Consider the following 20340-nt stretch of genomic DNA (forward strand, 5'->3'; position numbering starts at 1 on the left):
GCAGCAGAACGAGCCAGGCGACCATCCGAAGCCGCAGCCGGCATGAGTGCCGCGCGTCGGCGAACGAGAGGACAAGACCGCCTTGCTCGTCCGCGGCCTCGGTAGGGTCGCCCTCACACCGGCGTCCGCTGTACGGCGTCATCAAACCTCGGCACAGCTCCCTACACGGCCGCGCTATGCCTGCACCCCAGGAGTCAGCCCCCATGACGTGGCAGTGGATCGGCCTCGTCCTCTTCTCCCTCACGGTGCTGCCGGCGGGCCTGGCCATGGCCACGAACCGAGTCCCCGGGCGGCTGCGCCGCCCTGCCGTGGCCCAGCGCGGGGGCTCCTGACCCCATGCCCGCAGTAGCACCTCGGACCAGCCGCGCGCGACGTGAGGCCGTATCGCTCACCGCTGGGTGGGCCGTGCTCACCCTGGCCCTCTGGCTCCTGGGACACGCGACGGGCCACCCGGTCGGCCTCGCGGCGAGCGCCGCGACCGCCGCCCTCTTCACAGCCATCGGCGAAACCGGCGACTGGGCCCGCCGACGTTGGAAGGCCCGGCGTAACCCACCGGAGAAGCGCGACGCCTCCACCGGCCCCTGAACGGAAGCCCGTGCCACAACGTGCCAGTAGGGGCGGTAAGCAGCGGTGACCAGAGGTTTCGCCAAGTCGACCGAAGCGAGATCGCCGATGACTGTTCTCGCAGGTCAGACAGTATGCACGCACCCAAGTGCCGGGTGATTCCCAAGCTTATAGCGCGGGTTCGATTCCCGTCATCCGCTCTTCTACGAAGCCCCAGGTCAGCGACCTGGGGCTTCGTCGTTGTCCAGCCTCTCGGGGCCGCGTGCCAAACTGCCGGTCCGGCCGGCGTGCCGGACCCACCCCCTGGTAAGTCATCGCCTGCGCACAGCGTCGCCCCCGGAGATGCCGATATCTCGTGACCGTTCACTCAGGCCGTGGCCGAGTCGACCCTCGCGAGGGCGTCGATCTCGACGCGGAAGGACGGGTGAACGAGCCCGGCGACCCGTACCAGGGAGCACGCCGGTGGCCGGGCCGGGTCCAGGTGCTTGTCCCGGATGCGGCGGAAGGCGTCCAGGTCGGCCAGATCGGTCAGGTAGACGGTCAACCTGGCCACGTCGTGAAGCTGAGCTCCGGCCGCCTGAAGGGCGATGGACAGGTTCGTGAAGACCTGCTCGATCTGGGCGGCGGCATCCGATTCGCCGACGGTTCTGCCCTCGGCATCCATGGGGACCTGGCCTGAGACGGCGACCATCGGTCCGCTGAACGCCACCGCGTGGCTGTATCCGTTGACGGGCGGGCTGCCTTGGGGACGGACGAAGTGCTGCATGTGCTCTCCTCAGAGGTTCGTTGTCGTGGTCCGTGCGTGCCGGTCGCGCCAGGCCGGGGCGAGGGCGGTCAGCATCGCCGTTCCGGTCAGGGCGAAGGCCCAGGGGTAGCCGGTGCCCGCCACGAGCCAGCCGAAGGCGACGGCGCCGACGCCCATGCCGGCGTCGTAGGCGAGGTTCCACAGCGCGCTGACAGTGCCGAAGCCGGCTGCGGGAACGCGGGCGTACATCAGCGTCAACGTGGCGTTCTGGGTGATGCCGAAGCCGATCCCGAACACGCCGACCGCGCAGACCAAGGTCACCGGGCTGTTGGTGAGCGCCATCATCAGCGTGCCGGCGGCCGACAGCAGCAGCCCGGGCATCACCAGACCGCCGGGGCCGCGCCGGTCCCCGTACCACCCGGCCAGCCATCGCGCCACCGTGGCCGTCGCGGGCTGGACGAACAGCGCCACGGCGACCAGGCCGGTGGCCGAGGCGGGGGCGGCGAGCGGCAGGAAGGTGACGACGACCCCGGCAGCGACAGCAGTGACGGCGACGACCACTGCCGGGCGCCGCAGTTCGACGGTACGCAGCCCTTCCGCGACGCCGACCGGCCGCCCCGACGCGCGGATCCGGTCGGGCAGGCCGGGCACCGAGACGAGCGCGGCGAGCGCGGCCACAGCCCCCGCCGTGAAGACCGCTCCATAGCCCGCGTGCGCGGCCAGCCACACACCCAGCGGCAGCGCCACCAGGGAGGGCACCCCGCCGACGACGCCGACCAACGCCAGCCCTTCACCGCGCCGTTCGACCGGGATGAGCGACGCCGTCAGCGCGCCGCCCGCGACCACGGTGAACGCGAAGCCCAGCCCGCGCAGCAGGCAGACCACAACGATCCACCACAGCTGCCGGGAGCAGGTCAGCGCGAGCGCCGGCGCGCCCAGCAGGCCCAAGCCGACGGCCAGCACAACGCGATAGCCGTAACGGTTGATGATGACGGGCGTCGCGAGCTCGCCCACCACCGTCGCCAGCATCAGCGCGCCGGTGGCCAGCCCGGCCGTCCCGCCGCCCCCGCCGCCGGCCGTGGCGTAGCCGGGTACGACCGACAGCAGCAGGTAGAAGCTGGTCGAGGCGCCCACGATCGACACGAAGCGCAGCAGCAACGGCCTGCTCAGCAGCGGCGGGCGCGGCGCGAACACCGGAGAAGCCGAGTCGTGGGTTTCGGTCACGGCAGGACGCTAAGCGCCCGACCGGATCGCCGGTAAGCTCCAGTTCCATGCCGCTGGAGTGGTCCAGTTCCCCACCCGAACTACTGTTGGCCGTCGACCGGACCAGCAGCCGGCCGCTGCGCACGCAACTGGAACACGGCCTGCGGGACGCGATCCGCACCCGCCGCCTGGCGGTCGGCGAACGGCTGCCGTCCTCCCGCGAACTCGCCCGCACGCTCGGCCTCTCCCGGGGTCTGGTGCAGGAGTGCTACGCCCAACTCCAGGCCGAGGGCTACCTGGTGACCCGCCCCGGCTCCGCCACCCGGGTCGCGGCAGGCGCCGCGCCGTCGCCCGGCGCCGCGCGGACGCACACCGCGGCCCCACGCCTGGTGGCCGACTTCCGCTGGGGCGTACCGGACTTGGGCTCCTTCCCCGTCCAGGACTGGCTCTGGGCCACCCGCGAGGCGACCCGCTCCATGCCGACGACGGACTTCGACTACGGCGACCCGCGCGGCAGCGCCGTCCTGCGCGAAGTCCTGGCCGGCTACCTGCGCCGGGTCCGCGCCGCCGCGCCCGACCCGGAGCACATCGTCGTCTGCAACGGCTACGCCCAGGGCCTCGGCCTCACGCTCCGCGTCCTCGCGCACGGCGGCGTGCGGACCGTGGCGTTCGAGGACCCCGGATCGCCCGCCACCATCCGCACGGCCGCCACGGCAGCGGGGCTGCGCGCGGTTCCCGTGCCGGTCGACGAGCACGGCATCGACGTGCGCGCGCTGGCCGCGACAGGCGCCCGCGCCGTCGTCGTCACCCCCGCCCACCAGTGGCCGACCGGAGTCGCCCTCGCCCCGGAGCGCCGACTGGCGCTGATCGAGTGGGCAGGAGACCGCGACGCGATCCTCATCGAGGACGACTACGACGCCGAGTTCCGATACGACCGCGAACCCGTCGGCTCGCTCCAGGGCCTGGCACCCGACCGTGTCATCTCCCTCGGCACCGTCAGCAAGTCCCTCGCCCCAGCCCTGCGGATCGGCTGGATGATCTGCCCGCCCGATCTGGCCGAACCGCTCACCGGCCAGAAACACCGGAGCGACCGCGGCACGCCCACGCTCGACCAGCTCGCCCTAGCCGGATTGATCGAGTCCGGACGCTTCGACCGCCACCTGCGCCGCGTGCGCGCCACCTATGCAGCACGCCGTGCCGCCCTGCTCGCCGCACTCGCCGAACACGCCCCCGCACTGCCGGTCACCGGCCTCGCCGCAGGCTTCCACGCCGTCGCCCACCTGCCCGCCGGAGCAGACGAACACCACATCGTCACCGCCGCCCGCGAGCGGTCCATCGGCCTCTACGGCATGAGCGCCTGCCGTGCCTCGGGCTCCGCCACGCCCGCACAACTCGTCCTCGGCTTCGGAAATGTCGGTGAACGGGACATCAGGGAGGGCATCGCGGCCATCGGCGATCTGCTCGTCAACGGGTCGTAGGGGACCGGCCCGTGACCGACACCACCGATCTCGACCATGCCCAGCCCACCGTCCTCGCTTGGCTCGCCGGGCGCGGGCCGGACGCGCGCCTGCTGTCGAACCTTCCGCTGCCGACCCCGCCGACATGGACGCTCCCACCGACGCCCGGCTGGACCTGAGGCCCGCCGACGAAGGACACGCGGCCGGTCCATGGGGACCGTGCCACAACGTGCCAGCAGGGGCGGTGAACAGCGGTCAACAAGGGGTTTGGCCAGACTGCCCAAGCAGGACCATCGGCGGATGTTTTCGCAGGTCAGAAACCATGTGAGGGTCCAAGCACCGGGTGCTTCCCAGGCTTGTGGCGCGGGTTCGGTTCCCGTCATCCGCTCCTCTACGAAGCCCCAGGTCAGCGGCCTGGGGTTTCGTCGTCGTCCGGACCTCTCGGGGTCCAGCAAGCGCCACCGTGAGCTGCGGGGAGGGCCCCGGCCTTCGCCCCGCAGGCACAGATTCCGATGCCCTCGCCGCCACCGCAGTCGGTCGACCGCGTTGCTTCCGAGGCGCTGCGCCCGGAGTACGTGAATACCTGCGCTCGCGGCCTGAGAATTTAACGACCATCGCAGAGAGAGTTTTTTCCGGCGACGCACAGGGAGAAATATTCGACGCACACAGGCTGCGGCAACGTGCTACTGTCGAACTCAGTTGCAGTTTTGGTACCCAAAAACTTCAAGCGCCTCTCGTCGGCCGCACGCCGAACGGAAGCGCTTTGTATTTCCGGTCATTTTCCGGGCAGGGCATCATCGCGGCGACACGGCGTCCGTACGGTACGGATTCCGTCGTACTGCCCCAAGGAGATATGACATGACTGCTGGCACCGTGAAGTGGTTCAACGCGGAAAAGGGTTTCGGCTTCATCGAGCAGGACGGTGGCGGCCCCGACGTGTTCGCCCACTACTCGAACATCGCCTCCCAGGGCTTCCGCGAGCTCCAGGAGGGCCAGAAGGTCACCTTCGACATCGCGCAGGGCCAGAAGGGCCCGACGGCCGAGAACATCGTCTCCGCCTGACACTGACGCGTCATACGTAGCCGGGGCCCGCATCCTTCGGGGTGCGGGCCCCGGCTGCACTCATTTCTCAGGCCTTTTACTCGAACCTGAGCCACCCTCATTTCTTTCGCTCGCCCGCTTGCGCGTCGACAGTCGTTCGACCCGGTCAAAGCCGCTTGCTTTTGCATTTCATTCGGCCCGTGCCTGTGATTCCCAACGCTGTTCATCCGCTGCCGGAATTCCTCGATACGCGCCGTATCAAGGAAGGTTCTGCATGAACCCCACACGCACGAACAACCGTTCCTCCCGCACCCGCCGCAACGGCGGTCACGCGTACGGCTCCACCGCAGGTTCGCCCCGGAGCAGCCGCTTCGCTTCGTCCGCGTCGGGCCGTTCGGGCGCTCCGAGCCGCTCCGGCGGCTACAGCCGTCGGCCTGGAGCGGTGCAGGGAGAATTCGCACCACCGAAGACGATCACTCCGGCGCTGCCCGCCGTCGAGGCCTTCGCCGACCTGGCTCTGGACCAGCGCCTTCTGGCCGCGCTCACCGCACAGGGCGTGTCCGTCCCGTTCCCGATCCAGGGCGCGACGCTGCCGAACTCCCTGGCGGGCCGCGACGTCCTAGGCCGCGGTCGGACCGGCTCCGGCAAGACCCTCGCCTTCGGTCTCGCCCTGCTGGCCCGCACCGCCGGACAGGCCGCCGAGCCCCGTCAGCCGCTCGCCCTGGTCCTCGTCCCCACCCGGGAACTCGCCCAGCAGGTCACCGACGCCCTCACCCCCTACGCCCGCGCCGTGAAGCTGCGCCTGGCCACCGTCGTCGGCGGCATGCCGATCCGCCGGCAGGCGAACGCGCTGCGCGGGGGCGTCGAAGTCGTCGTGGCCACCCCCGGCCGCCTCAAGGACCTCATCGACCGCGGTGACTGCCGACTGGACCGGGTCTCGATCACCGTCCTGGACGAGGCCGACCAGATGGCCGACATGGGCTTCATGCCGCAGGTCACCGCGCTGCTCGACCAGGTCCGCCCCGAGGGCCAGCGGATGCTGTTCTCCGCGACGCTGGACCGCAACGTCGACCTCCTGGTCCGCCGCTACCTCACCGATCCCGTCGTCCACTCCGTGGACCCCTCACAGGGCGCCGTCAGCACGATGGAGCACCACGTCCTCCATGTGCACGGTGCCGACAAGCACCGGCTGACGACCGAGATCGCGGCGCGCGAGGGTCGGGTGATCATGTTCCTGGACACCAAGCACGCCGTGGACCGCCTCACCCAGGACCTCCTCGACAGCGGTGTCCGGGCGGCCGCCCTCCACGGCGGGAAGTCACAGCCGCAGCGCACCCGCACCCTCGCCCAGTTCAAGACCGGGCACGTCACCGTCCTCGTCGCGACGAACGTCGCCGCGCGCGGCATCCACGTCGACCACCTCGACCTCGTCGTCAACGTCGACCCGCCGACCGACCACAAGGACTACCTCCACCGCGGCGGCCGTACCGCCCGGGCCGGCGAGTCCGGCAGCGTCGTCACCCTGGTCACCGCCAACCAGCGCCGCGACATGACCCGCCTCATGACCACCGCCGGCATCGTGCCCCAGACCACCCAGGTCCGCTCGGGCGAGGAGGCGCTCGCCCGGATCACCGGCGCGCGGACCCCGTCCGGCATCCCCGTGACGATCACCGCTCCGCCCACCGAGCAGCGCAAGCGCAGCACGACCTCCCGAGGTCGACGCGGTCCCGCCGCGGCAGCGAGGCGCGCCGGCGCACGGCGTTCCGCCGCCGACGCGGCGGCCTGAGCGCCACGTGATCCGGAAGCCGACCCGTCTCCTCAGGGGCACGTCGTGACGCCGGTCCAGACGCAGCCCCGCCCGACGCGCCCCGCTCCCGCGCACCCGACGGCGGCCGACACCATGGACGCGGCCGGACCGCAGGCCGGCGATGACATGCCCGTCGAGGTGGCCCTCTCGGTCATGGCCGGCGCCCGCACCGGACACCTGCTCGTCTGCGACGACGATCTGCGCATCGGCCTCGTCACCCGGGCCCAGCGCTGACGTCCACGATCGAGACGCGGTACATCCAGCCTGCCTCCGGGATCCCCACCGCGCCCTGAAGGATCCGCGCCCTGTGGAAGTACAGACAGGCGGGCGGCCCGTCCCCCCGCGTCGTGGCGGTGAAGACGGCGGAGAACCCTCCCAAGCGGGCCGAGTCCGCCAGGACCTCTGGCCCCCGCTGCCTCCGCACCGCCTCGGGCGCCGGCCGACCGGGTCGCCCCGCCCCCTCAACCGGTCCTGCTACCGCAAGAGAAGAGCAGACACCGTCTTCCCACCGGAGGCTCGCCGGGTGACCGCGGTCGACGTGGCGAGTCGGTTGACCGGGGGCCAGCCGAAGCCTCCGGCGCCGACGTCGAGGTCGGGGGCGCGCATGCGCGGGGCACGGGGACTGTGGTCGTGCACGGCCACCTCGATGCCGTTCGGGTGCGCGGTCAGGTCCAGGGGGCAGGTACCGCCGCCGTGGCGCAGGGCGTTGGTGACGAGCTCCGAGACCACCAGGACCACGGTGCCGGCGGCCTCGGATGCGAGCGCCGGCACGAGCCCTTCGAGAAAACGCCGGGCGCTGTCGCGTGCGGCGGCGACGGATCCGGCAGGGCGGTCTGTCGCGACGTCGACGCTCATCGTCTCCGTTGGGCCCCCTGGTCTCCGGATCGCCCCGCCCGTTCCTTCCTGTCCGCTGCATCTGCCCCGACATGGGGCGGTCAACCCGATGTGAACGCGCCCCACCCCGCCCCCATCACTGTTCGAGGTCGATTACCTCGCCACCCGACGCTCAAAAATCTACATTGGCTGGAGTAGACATTGAGTGTCGGCGTCGCTATGGTTTCTTTCGTAGCCAGAGAGACAGAAGGGCTCGGCAGAGACGAACTGCCGAGCAGCAGCACCTTTAGTTGCAGGACGGTGCGGCTGTGGAGTTTCGAAGCCAGGTTGGTTGCAGGACGGCGACGGGACTGACGGCCGGACCGGGTGGCCCGCAGTGATCAGGGGCCGCCATGAGCGGGACCGCGGTCATGGCAGATGCGGTACCCGTGCGTGCAGTGCGCAGTACCCAGCAGTGAAGAGTGAGCAGTACCCCGATGGCAGGAAATTGATCACCGAGGGAAGAACGGAGGAACGAAGCACCATAAGGATCGCCCGGACGAAACTCTTGGGTCCGGGTACCGCAGGACATCGATAGCGAGGTGGTCTCCGGTCAAGCAACCGCGATCCCCGCACTCCCGACAGCAGCCAGGTCGGGTCTGCGGACACAGAGGGCCGACGCAGTATCAGGGTCGGCACGTGGTGTAGAAGTTCCTTCGGGGCCCTGGTGCCGTACGGCGCCAGGGCCCCTCAACGCGTTCCATGAGAGAGGTGCAAATGACAGCAGACGACTCCTACGGCCGACTCGACGACGACGACTACCCCGCTTACACCATGGGCCGCGCGGCCGAGATGCTCGGCACCAGCCAGAGCTTCCTCCGCGCCATCGGCGAAGCGCGCCTCATCACCCCGCTCCGCTCCGAGGGCGGCCACCGCCGCTACTCCCGCTACCAGCTGCGCATAGCCGCCCGCGCCCGAGAACTCGTCGACCAGGGCACCCCCATCGAGGCCGCCTGCCGCATCATCGTCCTGGAAGACCAGCTCGAGGAAGCCCAGCGCATCAACGCCGAATACCGCCGCGCCGCCGAAACGGCCGACCCGCCGGCCTCGGCCTGAGACGGTGCCCGCCCGCCGTACCTCGGCGGGCTCCCGCACCGAGGCGGGCGTCTCCTCTGGTGCCGGGGTGTCGGACGTGTGCCGCCCCGGTCGGCTGCCGCGGTTCGGAAGTTCCCTCGCCCATGCCTTCGGTGTGCCCATGCCTTCGGTGTGGGCGTTCTGCTGTGCTGTGCCGCAGGACCGGGGCAATCGCCTCCGCCTCCCGCATGGTGCGGGAGACGTCCATCGACTGGGCGGAACCAGGGGGCCCGGGGCTCAAGACGCACGGCTGCTTCGCGCGTTCCGAATCGGGCGCCCCAGGAACGCGCTCACGGCCTTGCCGCCACCGGCGCGGTCGCGGCCGGGGCCGGCCTGTCCGTCCTGCTGGCCGCCGTGCGGTACGACCCCAGCCAGGCCAAGGGCCTGGACGAGACCTTGCACTCGTTCGCCGCCACGCCCGCAGGGCCTGCCCTGCTGATCGCCGCCGCTGTGGGCCTCCCTGATCTGCCGCACGGGCAGGTCGAGCGCAGACGATCGGCTGCGGCGGCGGTGATTCCCCGGCTTATAGCGCGGGTTCGATTCCCGTCATCCGCTCCACGACAAAGCCCCGGGTCAGTGACCTGGGGCTTGTTCATTGTCTAGACCTGTCAGGGCTGGCGTGCCATTCGCGTGCCACAAGTACCCTCACGGGGCGTCAGATTGGGCACTGAACGATCACTCGCGACCACGGCGCCGAGCGCTCTCGAATATCGAGAAGCATTTCGAGTGACCTGCGACACGCGACAGGGGTGGGGGCCGACTCGCTGCCGGCCCGCACCGCCTGCACCGCCCGCACCGACCGCACCGCCTGCACCGGCATGACGGACTACGAGGCCGGACGCGACGGGGACGGCGGACTGAAGATCCTGGCGACCTACACGATCGCCAGCCTCCTGCTGGACTACGTGCACGGCCTCGTACCGGCCCTGCACACCGACTCGATCCAGTGGGGCCGACTGACCGACTCGAAGCACGCGAACTGGGCTCTTGTCCTGCTGGCGACCTCGCTCCCGGTCGGGTCGATCTGCTTCGGGTCGGACCTCGTGGCCAAGGTGCTGCACCACAGCACCAAGTCGGCCGACTCCCCCGGAGCGGCATCTGCCCAGTCGGCCGGCGACCAGGCCCCACGGTCGACGCCTGACCGGCCCGAATCGGCCTCCGAGCAGCTGACCGAGTCGGCCCCCACGAAGGTCACCGAGGCACCTGCCACGGCGCCGAGGGGGCGCCGGTGTCGGCCGGCCCGGGGGAGCCGAGTTCGCGAGGAAGAACGCGGCTGAGCCGGACTGTGCGAGGGCCGGGTCCGGCCCGCGGTCGTGCCATGGAAACTGGATCGAACACGCTCACGTGTGTCGATCCGGAAGGGCGGCCCCGGCGGAGTGAATGCGCTGGGGCCGTTGCGAGCACCGCCTCCATGAGGCGTATGCGCTCGACGTCGATCGACGCGGCGCAGCGACATCGGCCTGGCCTGGACGGCAGCTCACCCTCGCCGTTCCAGTGCACGTGTCACGCGAGGGAGGCCAGCGTGGAGCAGTCGGCCGGCCGGCGCGCCGCCGAACACGACGAAGCCGACGCCGACCAGCCAGGACTGGATGACCAGAACGGTTCCCACCGGGCCGTAGGCGACCGCGCTGGATGCGATCAGTGGTGAGAACACAAGCCGGGAGAAGAGCCTGAGGCCGAGCAGCCCGACCATGGTGGCGACTGCCCCGGGCAGCAGAGCGGTCCGGGGAACCCGGCCGCCGAGCAGCATCCGCTGGGACCACCGGAAGAACAGGGTGCCGATCGGCACCGTGACCATCCCGCGGGCCGAGGAGCCCGGCCACAGGGGCGTGATCGCGGACAGGAAGAGGCCCCCCGGGCGGCGAACGAACTCGACGTCACGTCCTGGCTCTTGGCCCGGCTGGGGTCGAACCGCACCGCTGCAAGCACGACGAACAGGCCGACGGGTCCGAGGGTGACGAGCACGGCGCGCTCCCCAGGTCTTCTCTCTGCCTCTCCACGGTAGGACTGTCGCGTATACCGGAAGCCACCGCCCGGGGCGGGGGTCACCGGCCTCCATTCCCGCAGGTCATGAGCCATGTCGAGGCCCGAACAGCGGGTGATCCAGACCGTCCCCGAGGTCACCGGAGCGGGCGGTGGCGGGCGGAGCGGCGGGTGCGCAGGGCCATGTAGAGGAGGTCTGCCACGAGTACCGCGATGCCGATGAAGAGCAGGAACAGGAGTCCGTCGGCGACGGCGCCGATGAGGCCCAGGATGATCGCGACGATGATCAGGGCGAGGAAGAGTGTCATGGGGGCCGCCTCCCCGGCGGTCGGGTGCTCAGCGCCGGGCGAGTTGGCGTTCGCCGTTCGCACCGGGTTCGTAGGTGAGGCCGTAGTGGCGGAAGACGGCTTCCTCGTCCTCGAAGGGCAGGACACCGTCCGTGCCGATGGAGGGGCTTCGTTTCACCGTTTTCCTGTCGTGGGCGACCCGCACGTGCCCCGGCCCCACCGTCGCCCCTTCCAGGGGGACGAACACCAGGCGGTGCCGGGTGGGCAGGCCGACGCGGACCGTGGCCATGGCCGGTTCGTCGGTGCTGGTGTCGACGTAGACGGATTCCAGTTCGCCGATCTTGTGGCCGCCGGGGTCCACCACGGCCTGGTTGCGCCACTCGCGGATGTCCGCCGTCTGGATCATGCCGCTCCTCCCTGTTCGGTCGCCGGTGGGGGAAGCGTGGCGACGAGGAGCTCGGTGGCCTGCGTGATGTTGTCGGCGTGGACCGCGCGGGCCATGGCCGTGCGGGCGGCGTCGGGCTTCGTGTCCGGCGGCACCACCATCAGCGCGAAGTGGTCCTTGTCGCCACGGGTGATCAGGACGGTGTCGTCGCCGACGGGGAAGGAGTCGAGGTGGACGACCCGGTCGTCGATGACCAGCCGGGTCGGGATCGCGTCCCACGCGGTGGCGTCCAGGCCAACCCGGGTGATGGGTCCGAGGTGTTCCGTCAGGGCTGCCACCAGCGCGGGAACCTCTTGCTCCACGTCGCGAGTGCGCGGCCACCACGCTCCGTCGAGGACGCCCTGGCGGGAGTGCGTCGTCTCCAGCCGGAGCAGCGCCGTACCGGGCCGCACCGCCTGGTGGATCTCGTCCGGCAGGAGCAACGGGGGCGGGATGTCGGAGTCGGTCATGGTGGATCCGCTCGTCTACGGGTGAGGTACCGCAGCCCGCCACGGCCGCGGCCGGGAGCCACGGCAGGCCGCCGGCGGGGCGACTGTGCCGTAATCTCACGGTAACCCCGGCTCCCGCAGGTCCGCCCGTCGCCGCACACTCGTCCGCACGAAACGGAATCGCCTCCCCGTATCAGGCCGAGAACGGGCTGATCAGACGTACCCTGGAAGTACCGGAAGTACTTCGAGCACCAGCTTCCACGCAGGTGTCATTTCCGGGGAAAACGAAAAACCGGGCTGCCGACGGGCAGCCCGGGGGCAGGTCCGCCATGACCACCACCCCCGACAGGACTGCGAACCGCGCCCTCACCCCAGGACTTCCGGCCCGCTTGTCGCTCACCCCGAAGACCACCCTCGCCGGTCGGCTCGACGGCGCCTGGTGGCCCCGTTCACGCGACCTGGCAGCCGAGCTGCCGGCGCTGGCCGGCGCCCTCGAAGGACGCTGGGGCCGCATCACCCGCGTCCTGGTGAACCCGGGCCACTGGCCCGTCGTCCCGCACAAGGTCGCCGTCACCGGCCGCGTGCTGCACGTGGGCTGGTTCACCGAGCAGGACCCGGACAAGGTCATCCTGCTGTCCTACACGACCGGCCGCTGCGACCTGCTCGTGATTCCGCCCGAGACCGAACCGGCCTCCGCGGCCCGGCTGATGACGGCCGCCGCCCTCCCCGGAAGCATCCTCTCGGCAGGTGGGCTGATGTCCGACGAGGCCGCGACCGGCCGCCGTACGGGGGAGGCGTGGAGCAGCGAAGACGCCTGGGAGACCGACGGCGGGGCCGCCCCGGCGCGCCGGCCGCTCCCCGCGGCGCACCCGGTCGTCGGCGCGCGGATGATCCCGCTGCCGGGACACACGGGGAGGTGAGGACATGGAGATCGTGATCACCCTCGTGGCAGGCGCACTTCTGATCGTGCTCGGCACACGCCTGATCCACCGGCTGAACGCCCAGCACGACGCGCGCATAGCGGCCCGTCACTTCAGCGATCCCTACCCCTCCCTCAGCCGTCCCCCCGGCCACAGCCACCCCAGGCCGCCCGAACGGATCGCCGATCGTCGGCCTACGGGCACCTGGCCCTGACCGGCCTGACCTCAGACCACTCCTCCGGCCGAAGGCCGCGGGTGGGGCACCCGACACCCGGGACAACCCACCCGCCGGCCTCTCGCTTTTCGTCCCGAACGGAGCACTCCGTCTTGCACCCCACCGAGAACGAACCACTGCCGCAGGCCGAACACGCCGAGATCCGTATCGTCTCCGCCACGCCCGAGGCCGCCCGCGCGGTCGCCGAAGTGATCCGCCGGTGCTTCGCCGGCGCGGAGCAGCGCAGCTACCCCGTGTCGGACGGCGGCACCCGGCTCCACCTCACCGTCGACACCGAGACCGCCGCCGGACCCGCCCGCACCTGGCTCGCCACCAGCAGACCTCCCACCGGCACCGGCCCCCACACCGAGGAACCCTGACCGGCCACGAACGACGCCACACGACGACAGGACCACGCGGCCATGGCGACACTCCACGAGCGGCAGCGGTACCGCCGACAGATCCTCCAGGCCCTCTACACGGCCGCCGAAGGCAACCGCCTGCTCGGCATCACCGGAGCCGCGCTCAACCACGACCTGCGCATCCCGGAGCAGGACCTCGCCGCCGCCTGCTCCTACCTCGCGGGCGAGGGACTGGCCACCGTCGACTGGGAGCCGGGAAACACACCCGCGATGGTCTCGCTCACCCACCAGGGCATCCGCCTCATGGAAGCCGAGGAGGAGGAAGAAGGCGACTGAGCCGGTCCGCCCCCGAACCCGGCGGGCCCGAAAGTCCCCGGAGGGGGACCTGCAACCGGTGTCCCCGCACGGTGGCCGGGTGGCGTGACCTGCCGCCGAGAAGCATCCTGGAGGCCACATCGCTGGTGCGGGCCGCTCCGGTACCCGGTCGCCGCGCGGTCGCGGCACCCACCCCGTAAGGCAGGACCGGGCGAGGTCATCGCCGCTCGGTTGGAGGCAACGGGATGACCGTCGGACCGCTCGGAGAACCCGATCGCTCGGAGAGCTTCGGCGAGGGGATCCTGGGAACGATCCTGGACCGGGCACACGAGCTGCCACCTCACCGGGTCGGGCTGGTCGTCGCCGAGACGGTGGGCCGGCTGGGCGGCAGGAATCCGCAGATCCTGCTCCAGGACTATCAGCAGCAGAGGCTCGTTCCCCTGCTCTCCGAAGGGCTGACGGGCGGCGAGCCGCTGTCCATCGACGGTTCGGATGCCGGCAGGTGTTTCCTCACGTCGCTCCCGGTCGAGCTGGCGATGACCGACGGAGTACGCGTCCACGCACCGCTGCTCAACGGCGGCGACCAGGCCGGGGTGCTGGCCGTCACCCTGGACACGGTCGACGACGACGTCCGCCGCATCCTTCGCCGGATCGCGGGCCTGGCCGGCGAACTCCTGCAGAGCAAGAACGGCTACACCGACCTCTTCTTCCGCACCCGCCGCAGCGAGCCGATGAACGTCGCCGCGGAGATCCAGTGGTCGCTCCTGCCGCCGCTGACCATGACCATGCCGCGCGTCGCCGTCGCCGGAGTCCTGGAGCCCGCCTATGACGTGGCCGGCGACAGCTTCGACTACGCCCTGAACGGCGGCACCCTCCACCTCGCCATGATCGACGCCATGGGTCATGGCCTGGACGCGGCGACCATGGCGACCGTGGCCATCGGCGCGTACCGGCACGCCCGCCGCATCAGCGTCGAGCTGTCCGAGATCTACCTCTTCATGGACCGGGCGGTGGCCGAGCAGTTCGCCCCCGACCACTTCGTCACCGCGCAGATGCTGCGGCTGGACACGACAACCGGCCGTCTCCAGTGGGTCAACGCCGGACACCCCGCCCCCGTCCTGATCCGGGAGCACCGTGTCATGGGCCGCCTGGACAGCCCCACCACCCTCCCCGTCGGCTTCGGCGGAGCACAACCACAGGTCAGCGAGGTGACGCTCGCGCCCGGGGACCGGATCCTCTGCTTCACCGACGGCCTGGTCGAGGAACACGAGAGCGGGCAGGAGCAGTTCGGCGAGGACCAGCTGATCGACTGGGTGAACCAGCTGGAGAAGACGGACCGAAGCGTCCGCGCGGTGGCACGGGACCTGTCCCACACGCTCAGGCGAGCACGCGGCGAAGCCACCTCGGACGACGCCACTCTCGTCCTGGTCGAGTGGCGCGGGTGACGCCGGGCCGCACCGTGCGGCGCACGACCCGCCGGCAGAACCGGGCCGGCCCGACGTCTTCGTCCGCCCCCGGCCCGGAGCACGTTGGACGTACCGGGAGCATCCCGTACACCCGCCTCCACGCGTACGTCGTTCCCGGCGATCGATGCGCCGGGCCACTCATGGGCGTCCCGGGGACAGGCCGCCGTCTCATGACCAGCACGACCGATCCCGCCCGCCAGGCACGCCTGGCGCTGACACCGAAGACCTCCCTCGCCGGCCTGCTGGACGGCGCCCGGTGGCCGTACTCACGCGATCTCTCAGCCGAACTCCCTTCCCTGGTAGACGCCTTGGAGGAGCGTTGGGGGCGCATCACGCGCCTCACGGCGAACCCCGCGCCCTGGCCGACCGTCCCGTACGCGGTCCCCGTTCACGGACACACCGTGCACGTCGGCTGGTTCACCGGGCAGGCCCGCGACTGGACGATCCCGCTCTCGTACAGCCCCGACCGCTGCGACCTGCTCGTGGTCCCACCCGAGGCAGGCCCGTCCCGCCGTCGGGGCGCGCATGCTGCCCATGCCGCGGAGCATGCGGTGGTGACGGACGGCGCGAGGGCGGAGCCGGTATCTACCCGCGCCGCATGAGAATTCGGCAGACGGCGCGGCAAGGATTACTGCCACACAAAAGGAGCGGAGGTATTCCACCGACTTTCGGGAAGACATCGTGCTAGTCTCGATTTCAGTTGCAGTTGTGGTTCCCGAAACTTCAAGCGCCCTCAGCAGCTGCCAGGGCAGCGGGAGTGCTTTTTTCGTCTCCGGATTCTCCGGCGGGTCGATCATCACAGCGACACGGTTTCCGCACAGTGCGGACGCCGATGATCCTCGAAGGAGAAAACATGAGCACGGGTACCGTGAAGTGGTTCAACGCGGAAAAGGGCTTCGGCTTCATCGAGCAGGACGGCGGCGGCCCCGACGTGTTCGCCCACTACTCGAACATCGCCTCCCAGGGCTTCCGCGAGCTGCGGGAAGGCCAGAAGGTCAGCTTCGACATCGCGCAGGGCCAGAAGGGCCCGACGGCCGAGAACATCGTCCCCGTCTGATCCTGACGCACACCCGTGGCTGGGGCCCGCATCCTTCGGGGTGCGGGCCCCAGCCGCGTACGCCCCACGGAATCATCCCGAGCGGATCCGCCCGTGGACCCGCTGCGGCCGGCGGCCCGGATATCACTTCCTCGTCGCGCGCCGCCCCCTCCGCCGATCACGTCTTTCGGGCCCCTTTCCGGCGGTTCGGCTTTCATGTTCCATTCGAAACCGTCGGGAAATCATTTCGTTCCGTTCCTTCGCCGCGGAAATTCCTTGACGTGCCTCACACCGAGGAAGGTCCCGCTTGAACAGCACGCACCCGACCGGTCGCCGTTCCACCCCGGACGGCGGGGACTCCCCCACCAGGAGCCGCTTGTGACACCGACACAGACACCACCCCGCCGCCCGTCCACCCCGACCACGGCCGAACCGCACGTCTGGGCGGACATGACGGTCGAAGTCGCCCTGGCCGTCATGAGCGGAGCCCGTACCGCACGCCTGGTCATCCGTGACGCCGACGGAAGGCGCACCGGCCTCGTCACCCGGGCCCAGCTCGCCGGCTTCCGCGCCAGTCCCGCGTACACCGACCGGGTGCGCCTGAGCGAACTCGGCCCCACGGACACCGCACCCCGCCCATGACCACCCGCGCCGAGCGCGGTCACCCGCCGTCCCCCTTCCCTTCTCCCTGTGAGGTCCCATGCGCTGCGTGATAGCACGTTTCCCGTTCGAGCTGACGAAGAACGGCGTCCTGGAGACGATGAAGGGCGTCAAGCCCGAACCCGTGGACGGCCCGTTCGTGACCATCGGGCGCCGTGCCTACCCCGCCATGCAGGTCGGCGCGGTCATCACGCGCCAGGACCGCCGCGACTTCGGCGTCGGCGAGGTCCTGCGGGCCATGACCCGGCTCGGCTTCACGTGCGGCACCCGTCCGGCCGTCCCCTCTTCCCCGGCCGCCGCCTACCCTGTCCCGCGGGAGTCGGACCTCATGGGCGCGCCCCCCGCGGCCTGACGGCCGGAGGGCCGACGGCGGGGCGGGAGCCCCGCCCGTCCAGCTGTCCGACCGTCCTCCGCCCGAGGGCGATTCCCCTCATCCGCCCCTCCAGCCGTCAAGAGCGCCGGTATCGGTGTCGCGGACGGCGGCGTTACCCTCGGTGAACGAGCCGGACCACCGGCCCGCGCACCGGAAGGTCCGCCGGAGAGGTGAGAATGACAGCAGACGATCCGCTCGGCCGTCTCGATGACGACGACTACCCCGCCTACACGATGGGCCGGGCCGCCGAGATGATCGGTACGACGCCCGGCTTCCTCCGCGCCCTGGGAGAAGCCCGGCTGATCACCCCGCTGCGCTCGGAGGGCGGCCACCGCCGCTACTCCCGCTACCAGCTGCGTATCGCCGCCCGCGCCCGCGAACTCGTCGACCAGGGCACCCCCATCGAGGCCGCCTGCCGGATCATCGCCCTTGAGGACCAGCTCGAGGAAGCCCAGCGCATCAACGCCGAGTACCGCCGCACAAAGGGCGAACCCCACCCCCCGGCAACCGACTGAACCAGGTCCCGTCCGGCTTCCTCACGTGAGACCGCGTGCCACAACGTGCCAGCGGAGGCGGTGGACAGCGGGTAGCAGAGGGCCCTCACGGGCAAAGCCGCAGATGCTCCTCGGGAGGGGTTCCCGCAGGTCAGAAGGCATTCTCCTACTCAAGTGCCGGGTGATTCCCAAGCTTACGGCGCGGGTTCGATTCCCGTCGTCCGCTCTTGAACGAAGGCCCAGGTCAGAGACCTGGGCCTTCGTCGTCGTCCGGCCCCCCGAGCGTGCCTGCCGTGCCCTGCGCGTCGACGAGGCGCGCGAGTTCCACCCGCGACGAGATGCCGAGGCGGGCGTAGGTGCCGCGAAGGTGGTGGTCGATCGTGCGGGGACTGAGGACCATCCGGATCGCGATCTCGCGATTCGTCGCCCCGTCCGCCACCATCCTGGCGATCAGGGTCTGCTGGGCAGTGAGCGCGCCGAGGGCCGCCGGGGGCCGGGCGCACCGGGCCGTATCGCCGAGCGCGCGCAGCTCCGCCTCCGCATGCCGCGCGCCGGGCAGGGCCCCGAACTGCTCGAACGCCTGGAACGCCGCACGCAGCCGGTCACGCGCCTCCGTGGTACGCCGCATCCGTCGGAGGGCGATGCCGTACAGCAACTCGGTCCGCGCGCGTTCGAGGTGACGGCCGTCCGCGTCGTGGAGGTCCAGGGCGTCACGGTAGTGGGCGAGGGCCTCCCCGCCGGAGGCGAGCAGCGCCCGGCAGCGGGCCGCGAGGGCCAGATGACCCGGGCTGGCGACGGTGTCCGCCCAGCGGGTGTAACCGACGGCCGCCGCGGCCGCGGCGGCCGGTTCGCCGGCGCGGACGGCGGCCTCCACGTAGTGCGGGGTGGAGAGCAGCCGAATCGCCGGATGTCCGTGCCCGGGACCGAGGCGGGCCAGGGTGCGCAGCTGGGAGGCGGCCTCGGCGGGGCGGCCCTGCGTGAGGTCGAGGTACGCGAGCGCCCAGAGGCTGAGCGCCGTGGCGAGCCCGATGCCGTGCTCCGCCGCGTACGTCCGGGCCTGCCGGGCGCGGTCCCGGCACGTGGTGGCCTCGCCCTGGACCGCGGCCAGCAGGGCGAGGCCGGCCAGGATGTGGCAGGCGACGTTGTCCTGACCGGTTTCGCGGGCGAGGCGGTGCGCGTCGACCCCGGTGGCCGTCGCGGCGCCGAGGCGCCCGTTCCACGCCTCGGCGTACGCGCGGAACTCCAGCAGCCGGGGCAGGACGGCGAGTTCGCCCTGGGCGCGGGCGGCGGACTCGGCCCGGTGCGCCACGGTCAGGGCGAGTTCGTCGTCGCCGAGGTAGAGCGCGGCCAGCGCCGCGTGCACCAGCACGGTGGGGTCGTCGCCGTGCCGGGCGAGGGACACGGCTTCACGGAGCCGGACGGCGGCCTCGGCGTAGCGGCCGCATACGGCGGAGGCGATCCCGGTGAGTCCGGCGAGCAGGGCGCGGGCGGCGGGAGCGGACGGTGGCGGGCTCTGCCGGGCGAGGACCGCGGCCTGGTGGCAGCGGTGCAGGTCGCCGGTGTAGTGGCCGACTTCGGCGGCGTAAGCGAGGGCGTACGCCGCGGTCACGGGGGCGGCGAAGGCGTACTCGGCAGGCGTTCCGCCGGTCGCCGAACGCCCCGCGTCGGTCACGGGGTCCGCCCCCCGCGCGCCGGCGAAAGCCGTGGTCGCCGCCTCGGCGAGGTCGTCGTAGGCATCGGGGGCATGCCCGGAGCGCAAGGTGACCAGGCCGCGCAGCAGCCGCACGCGGGGATCCGTGCCGGGAGCCGTGCGTTCCGCGGCGGCGAGGAGGCAGCGTGCCCGGTCGGGCCGGCCGCCGTGCCAGGCGTGGAGGGCGGCACGGGCGAGGGTGGAGTGACGGACGGCGGTGTCGGGGCTGAGGAGCGCGGAGCGTTCCGCGTGGTGGGCAGCGGTCGCCGGGTCGGGGGCGGGTGCGTCGGCCAGGGCGCGGGCGAGGCGGCTGCTCGGGCCGAGGGAGGCGCAGGCGCGATGCCAGTTCCACGGGCCGGGCTCGGTCCTCGGGTCGAGGACGAGCGCCAGCGACCGGTGGGCGAGGCGCCTCTCCTCGGATCCGGCGCTGTCGTACACGACGTCCCGCACCAGCGGGTCGGCGAAGACGAGACCGGCGGCGGTGGAGTGGATGAGGGCGGCCTCCTCGGCGGGTTCGAGGTCCGCGGGCTCGTGCCCGGCGGCGACCACCGCGCGGTCGAACGCCCTGCTCTCCAGCGGGTGCTGGTCGGCGGCGGCGAGCAGCAGCAGTCGGCGCGTGGCGGCCGGCAGCCGGGCGAGGCGGGCGCGGCGCTGTTCCGTGGCCGGCAGCCGACGGGTCAGCGGATCCGGCAGCGGGTCGAGACCGGCGCGTTCACGCGCGGTGAGTGCGGCGGTGAACTCGGCCGCCGCGCGCGCGTCGCCGTACACCGCGAGCCGGATGCGAACGCTCACGCCGTCCTGCGACAGCCCGGGGGCGCGATCGCCCGGCTGTTGTCCCAGCGCACCCGCGCCGCGTGGCCCAACTGGCATGTCTCGTAACGCTAGAGCTAAGTTACCGGGGTG

27 protein-coding genes, 1 tRNA gene and 2 pseudogenes are annotated in these 20340 nt (G+C 71.5%); 21 read left to right on the forward strand and 9 right to left on the reverse strand.

The window, feature by feature from the left end; all coding sequences use genetic code 11:
* Positions 1 to 203 precede the first annotated feature (203 nt).
* Positions 204 to 332 carry a hypothetical protein gene (locus tag ACIQFX_RS01285; protein WP_402457500.1) on the forward strand — a complete coding sequence of 43 codons (129 nt, stop codon included), beginning with the start codon at positions 204 to 206 and terminating at the stop codon, positions 330 to 332.
* Between the two features lie 73 nt (positions 333 to 405).
* Positions 406 to 585, forward strand: coding sequence for a hypothetical protein (locus ACIQFX_RS01290; protein ID WP_402457503.1), 180 nt, complete (start codon positions 406 to 408; stop codon positions 583 to 585).
* A 346-nt stretch (positions 586 to 931) separates the two neighbouring features.
* Here ACIQFX_RS01290 and ACIQFX_RS01295 read toward each other — a convergent pair whose 3' ends face one another.
* Positions 932 to 1330 carry a RidA family protein gene (locus ACIQFX_RS01295; protein ID WP_402457506.1) on the reverse strand — a complete coding sequence of 133 codons (399 nt, stop codon included), beginning with the start codon at positions 1328 to 1330 and terminating at the stop codon, positions 932 to 934.
* A gap of 9 nt (positions 1331 to 1339) precedes the next feature.
* Positions 1340 to 2533: an MFS transporter gene (locus ACIQFX_RS01300; protein WP_402457510.1), complete on the reverse strand. Its 1194-nt coding sequence runs from the start codon at positions 2531 to 2533 to the stop codon at positions 1340 to 1342.
* Positions 2534 to 2580: 47 nt separating this feature from the next.
* On the opposite strand from ACIQFX_RS01300, the gene ACIQFX_RS01305 reads away from it, so the two are divergent.
* The 6 genes and pseudogenes from ACIQFX_RS01305 to ACIQFX_RS01330 all read left to right on the forward strand — a co-directional run.
* Positions 2581 to 3990 (forward strand): PLP-dependent aminotransferase family protein, encoded by a 1410-nt coding sequence (locus ACIQFX_RS01305; RefSeq protein WP_402457513.1) that lies wholly within the window; start codon positions 2581 to 2583, stop codon positions 3988 to 3990.
* Between the two features lie 11 nt (positions 3991 to 4001).
* Entirely contained in the window at positions 4002 to 4148 is a 147-nt protein-coding gene (locus ACIQFX_RS01310) for a hypothetical protein (protein ID WP_402457515.1), read from the forward strand.
* A 117-nt stretch (positions 4149 to 4265) separates the two neighbouring features.
* Positions 4266 to 4357, forward strand: a tRNA-Gly gene (locus tag ACIQFX_RS01315).
* 470 nt (positions 4358 to 4827) lie between these two features.
* Entirely contained in the window at positions 4828 to 5031 is a 204-nt protein-coding gene (locus ACIQFX_RS01320; RefSeq protein ID WP_402457518.1) for a cold-shock protein, read from the forward strand.
* Positions 5032 to 5284: 253 nt separating this feature from the next.
* Positions 5285 to 6796 carry a DEAD/DEAH box helicase gene (locus tag ACIQFX_RS01325; RefSeq protein ID WP_402457522.1) on the forward strand — a complete coding sequence of 504 codons (1512 nt, stop codon included), beginning with the start codon at positions 5285 to 5287 and terminating at the stop codon, positions 6794 to 6796.
* A gap of 45 nt (positions 6797 to 6841) precedes the next feature.
* Positions 6842 to 7045, forward strand: a pseudogene (locus ACIQFX_RS01330) (hypothetical protein); the annotation flags it as partial.
* On the opposite strand, the gene ACIQFX_RS01335 reads toward ACIQFX_RS01330, so the two are convergent.
* Positions 7032 to 7241: a hypothetical protein gene (locus ACIQFX_RS01335; protein ID WP_402457525.1), complete on the reverse strand. Its 210-nt coding sequence runs from the start codon at positions 7239 to 7241 to the stop codon at positions 7032 to 7034. The pseudogene ACIQFX_RS01330 and the gene ACIQFX_RS01335 sit on opposite strands and share 14 nt — an antisense overlap.
* A gap of 50 nt (positions 7242 to 7291) precedes the next feature.
* Positions 7292 to 7672, reverse strand: coding sequence for an ATP-binding protein (locus ACIQFX_RS01340; RefSeq protein ID WP_402457527.1), 381 nt, complete (start codon positions 7670 to 7672; stop codon positions 7292 to 7294).
* A 735-nt stretch (positions 7673 to 8407) separates the two neighbouring features.
* Between ACIQFX_RS01340 and ACIQFX_RS01345 the strand changes: the two genes are divergently transcribed.
* From ACIQFX_RS01345 to ACIQFX_RS01355, 3 genes are all read left to right on the forward strand, one after another.
* A complete protein-coding gene (locus tag ACIQFX_RS01345; protein ID WP_033202319.1) occupies positions 8408 to 8746 on the forward strand; it encodes a MerR family transcriptional regulator in 339 nt (112 codons plus the stop codon).
* Between the two features lie 150 nt (positions 8747 to 8896).
* The gene (locus ACIQFX_RS01350; protein WP_402457531.1) at positions 8897 to 9367 is read left to right on the forward strand and encodes a DUF1206 domain-containing protein; all 471 of its coding nucleotides are present in this window, start codon (positions 8897 to 8899) and stop codon (positions 9365 to 9367) included.
* A 146-nt stretch (positions 9368 to 9513) separates the two neighbouring features.
* Positions 9514 to 10041: a hypothetical protein gene (locus ACIQFX_RS01355; RefSeq protein ID WP_402457534.1), complete on the forward strand. Its 528-nt coding sequence runs from the start codon at positions 9514 to 9516 to the stop codon at positions 10039 to 10041.
* Positions 10042 to 10241: 200 nt separating this feature from the next.
* Here the strand turns inward: ACIQFX_RS01355 and ACIQFX_RS01360 are convergent.
* The 4 genes and pseudogenes from ACIQFX_RS01360 to ACIQFX_RS01375 form a co-directional block, all read right to left on the reverse strand.
* A pseudogene (locus tag ACIQFX_RS01360) lies at positions 10242 to 10619 on the reverse strand (ribonuclease BN); the annotation flags it as partial.
* 265 nt (positions 10620 to 10884) lie between these two features.
* On the reverse strand, positions 10885 to 11055 hold the full coding sequence (locus tag ACIQFX_RS01365) for a hypothetical protein (RefSeq protein WP_181924584.1): 171 nt from the start codon (positions 11053 to 11055) through the stop codon (positions 10885 to 10887).
* Between the two features lie 28 nt (positions 11056 to 11083).
* Positions 11084 to 11440, reverse strand: a complete 357-nt coding sequence (locus ACIQFX_RS01370) for a PRC-barrel domain-containing protein (protein ID WP_402457537.1) — start codon at positions 11438 to 11440, stop codon at positions 11084 to 11086.
* Positions 11437 to 11928, reverse strand: a complete 492-nt coding sequence (locus ACIQFX_RS01375) for a DUF5994 family protein (RefSeq protein ID WP_402457540.1) — start codon at positions 11926 to 11928, stop codon at positions 11437 to 11439. Before ACIQFX_RS01375 ends, ACIQFX_RS01370 begins: the two co-directional genes overlap by 4 nt.
* Before the next feature lie 308 nt (positions 11929 to 12236).
* On the opposite strand from ACIQFX_RS01375, the gene ACIQFX_RS01380 reads away from it, so the two are divergent.
* From ACIQFX_RS01380 to ACIQFX_RS01425, 10 genes are all read left to right on the forward strand, one after another.
* Complete coding sequence (locus tag ACIQFX_RS01380; protein ID WP_402457543.1) at positions 12237 to 12827, forward strand: DUF5994 family protein; 591 nt, start codon at positions 12237 to 12239, stop codon at positions 12825 to 12827.
* Positions 12828 to 12831: 4 nt separating this feature from the next.
* The gene (locus tag ACIQFX_RS01385) at positions 12832 to 13041 is read left to right on the forward strand and encodes a hypothetical protein (protein WP_402457545.1); all 210 of its coding nucleotides are present in this window, start codon (positions 12832 to 12834) and stop codon (positions 13039 to 13041) included.
* Between the two features lie 113 nt (positions 13042 to 13154).
* The gene (locus ACIQFX_RS01390) at positions 13155 to 13421 is read left to right on the forward strand and encodes a hypothetical protein (RefSeq protein WP_402457548.1); all 267 of its coding nucleotides are present in this window, start codon (positions 13155 to 13157) and stop codon (positions 13419 to 13421) included.
* Positions 13422 to 13463: 42 nt separating this feature from the next.
* Positions 13464 to 13739 carry a hypothetical protein gene (locus ACIQFX_RS01395; RefSeq protein ID WP_402457551.1) on the forward strand — a complete coding sequence of 92 codons (276 nt, stop codon included), beginning with the start codon at positions 13464 to 13466 and terminating at the stop codon, positions 13737 to 13739.
* Between the two features lie 224 nt (positions 13740 to 13963).
* On the forward strand, positions 13964 to 15163 hold the full coding sequence (locus ACIQFX_RS01400) for a PP2C family protein-serine/threonine phosphatase (protein ID WP_402457554.1): 1200 nt from the start codon (positions 13964 to 13966) through the stop codon (positions 15161 to 15163).
* Positions 15164 to 15354: 191 nt separating this feature from the next.
* Positions 15355 to 15786 carry a DUF5994 family protein gene (locus tag ACIQFX_RS01405; protein ID WP_402457558.1) on the forward strand — a complete coding sequence of 144 codons (432 nt, stop codon included), beginning with the start codon at positions 15355 to 15357 and terminating at the stop codon, positions 15784 to 15786.
* Between the two features lie 251 nt (positions 15787 to 16037).
* Positions 16038 to 16241 carry a cold-shock protein gene (locus ACIQFX_RS01410; protein ID WP_402457561.1) on the forward strand — a complete coding sequence of 68 codons (204 nt, stop codon included), beginning with the start codon at positions 16038 to 16040 and terminating at the stop codon, positions 16239 to 16241.
* 357 nt (positions 16242 to 16598) lie between these two features.
* Positions 16599 to 16862, forward strand: a complete 264-nt coding sequence (locus tag ACIQFX_RS01415) for a CBS domain-containing protein (RefSeq protein ID WP_402457564.1) — start codon at positions 16599 to 16601, stop codon at positions 16860 to 16862.
* A 58-nt stretch (positions 16863 to 16920) separates the two neighbouring features.
* On the forward strand, positions 16921 to 17232 hold the full coding sequence (locus ACIQFX_RS01420) for an SCO5918 family protein (protein WP_402457567.1): 312 nt from the start codon (positions 16921 to 16923) through the stop codon (positions 17230 to 17232).
* 197 nt (positions 17233 to 17429) lie between these two features.
* A complete protein-coding gene (locus tag ACIQFX_RS01425) occupies positions 17430 to 17768 on the forward strand; it encodes a MerR family transcriptional regulator (protein ID WP_402457569.1) in 339 nt (112 codons plus the stop codon).
* A gap of 223 nt (positions 17769 to 17991) precedes the next feature.
* Here ACIQFX_RS01425 and ACIQFX_RS01430 read toward each other — a convergent pair whose 3' ends face one another.
* A complete protein-coding gene (locus ACIQFX_RS01430; RefSeq protein WP_402457571.1) occupies positions 17992 to 20229 on the reverse strand; it encodes a LuxR C-terminal-related transcriptional regulator in 2238 nt (745 codons plus the stop codon).
* Between the last annotated feature and the right edge of the window lie 111 nt (positions 20230 to 20340).

It is taken from the genome of Streptomyces sp. NPDC093089 (genome assembly GCF_044754405.1).
GTDB lineage: Bacteria > Actinomycetota > Actinomycetes > Streptomycetales > Streptomycetaceae > Streptomyces.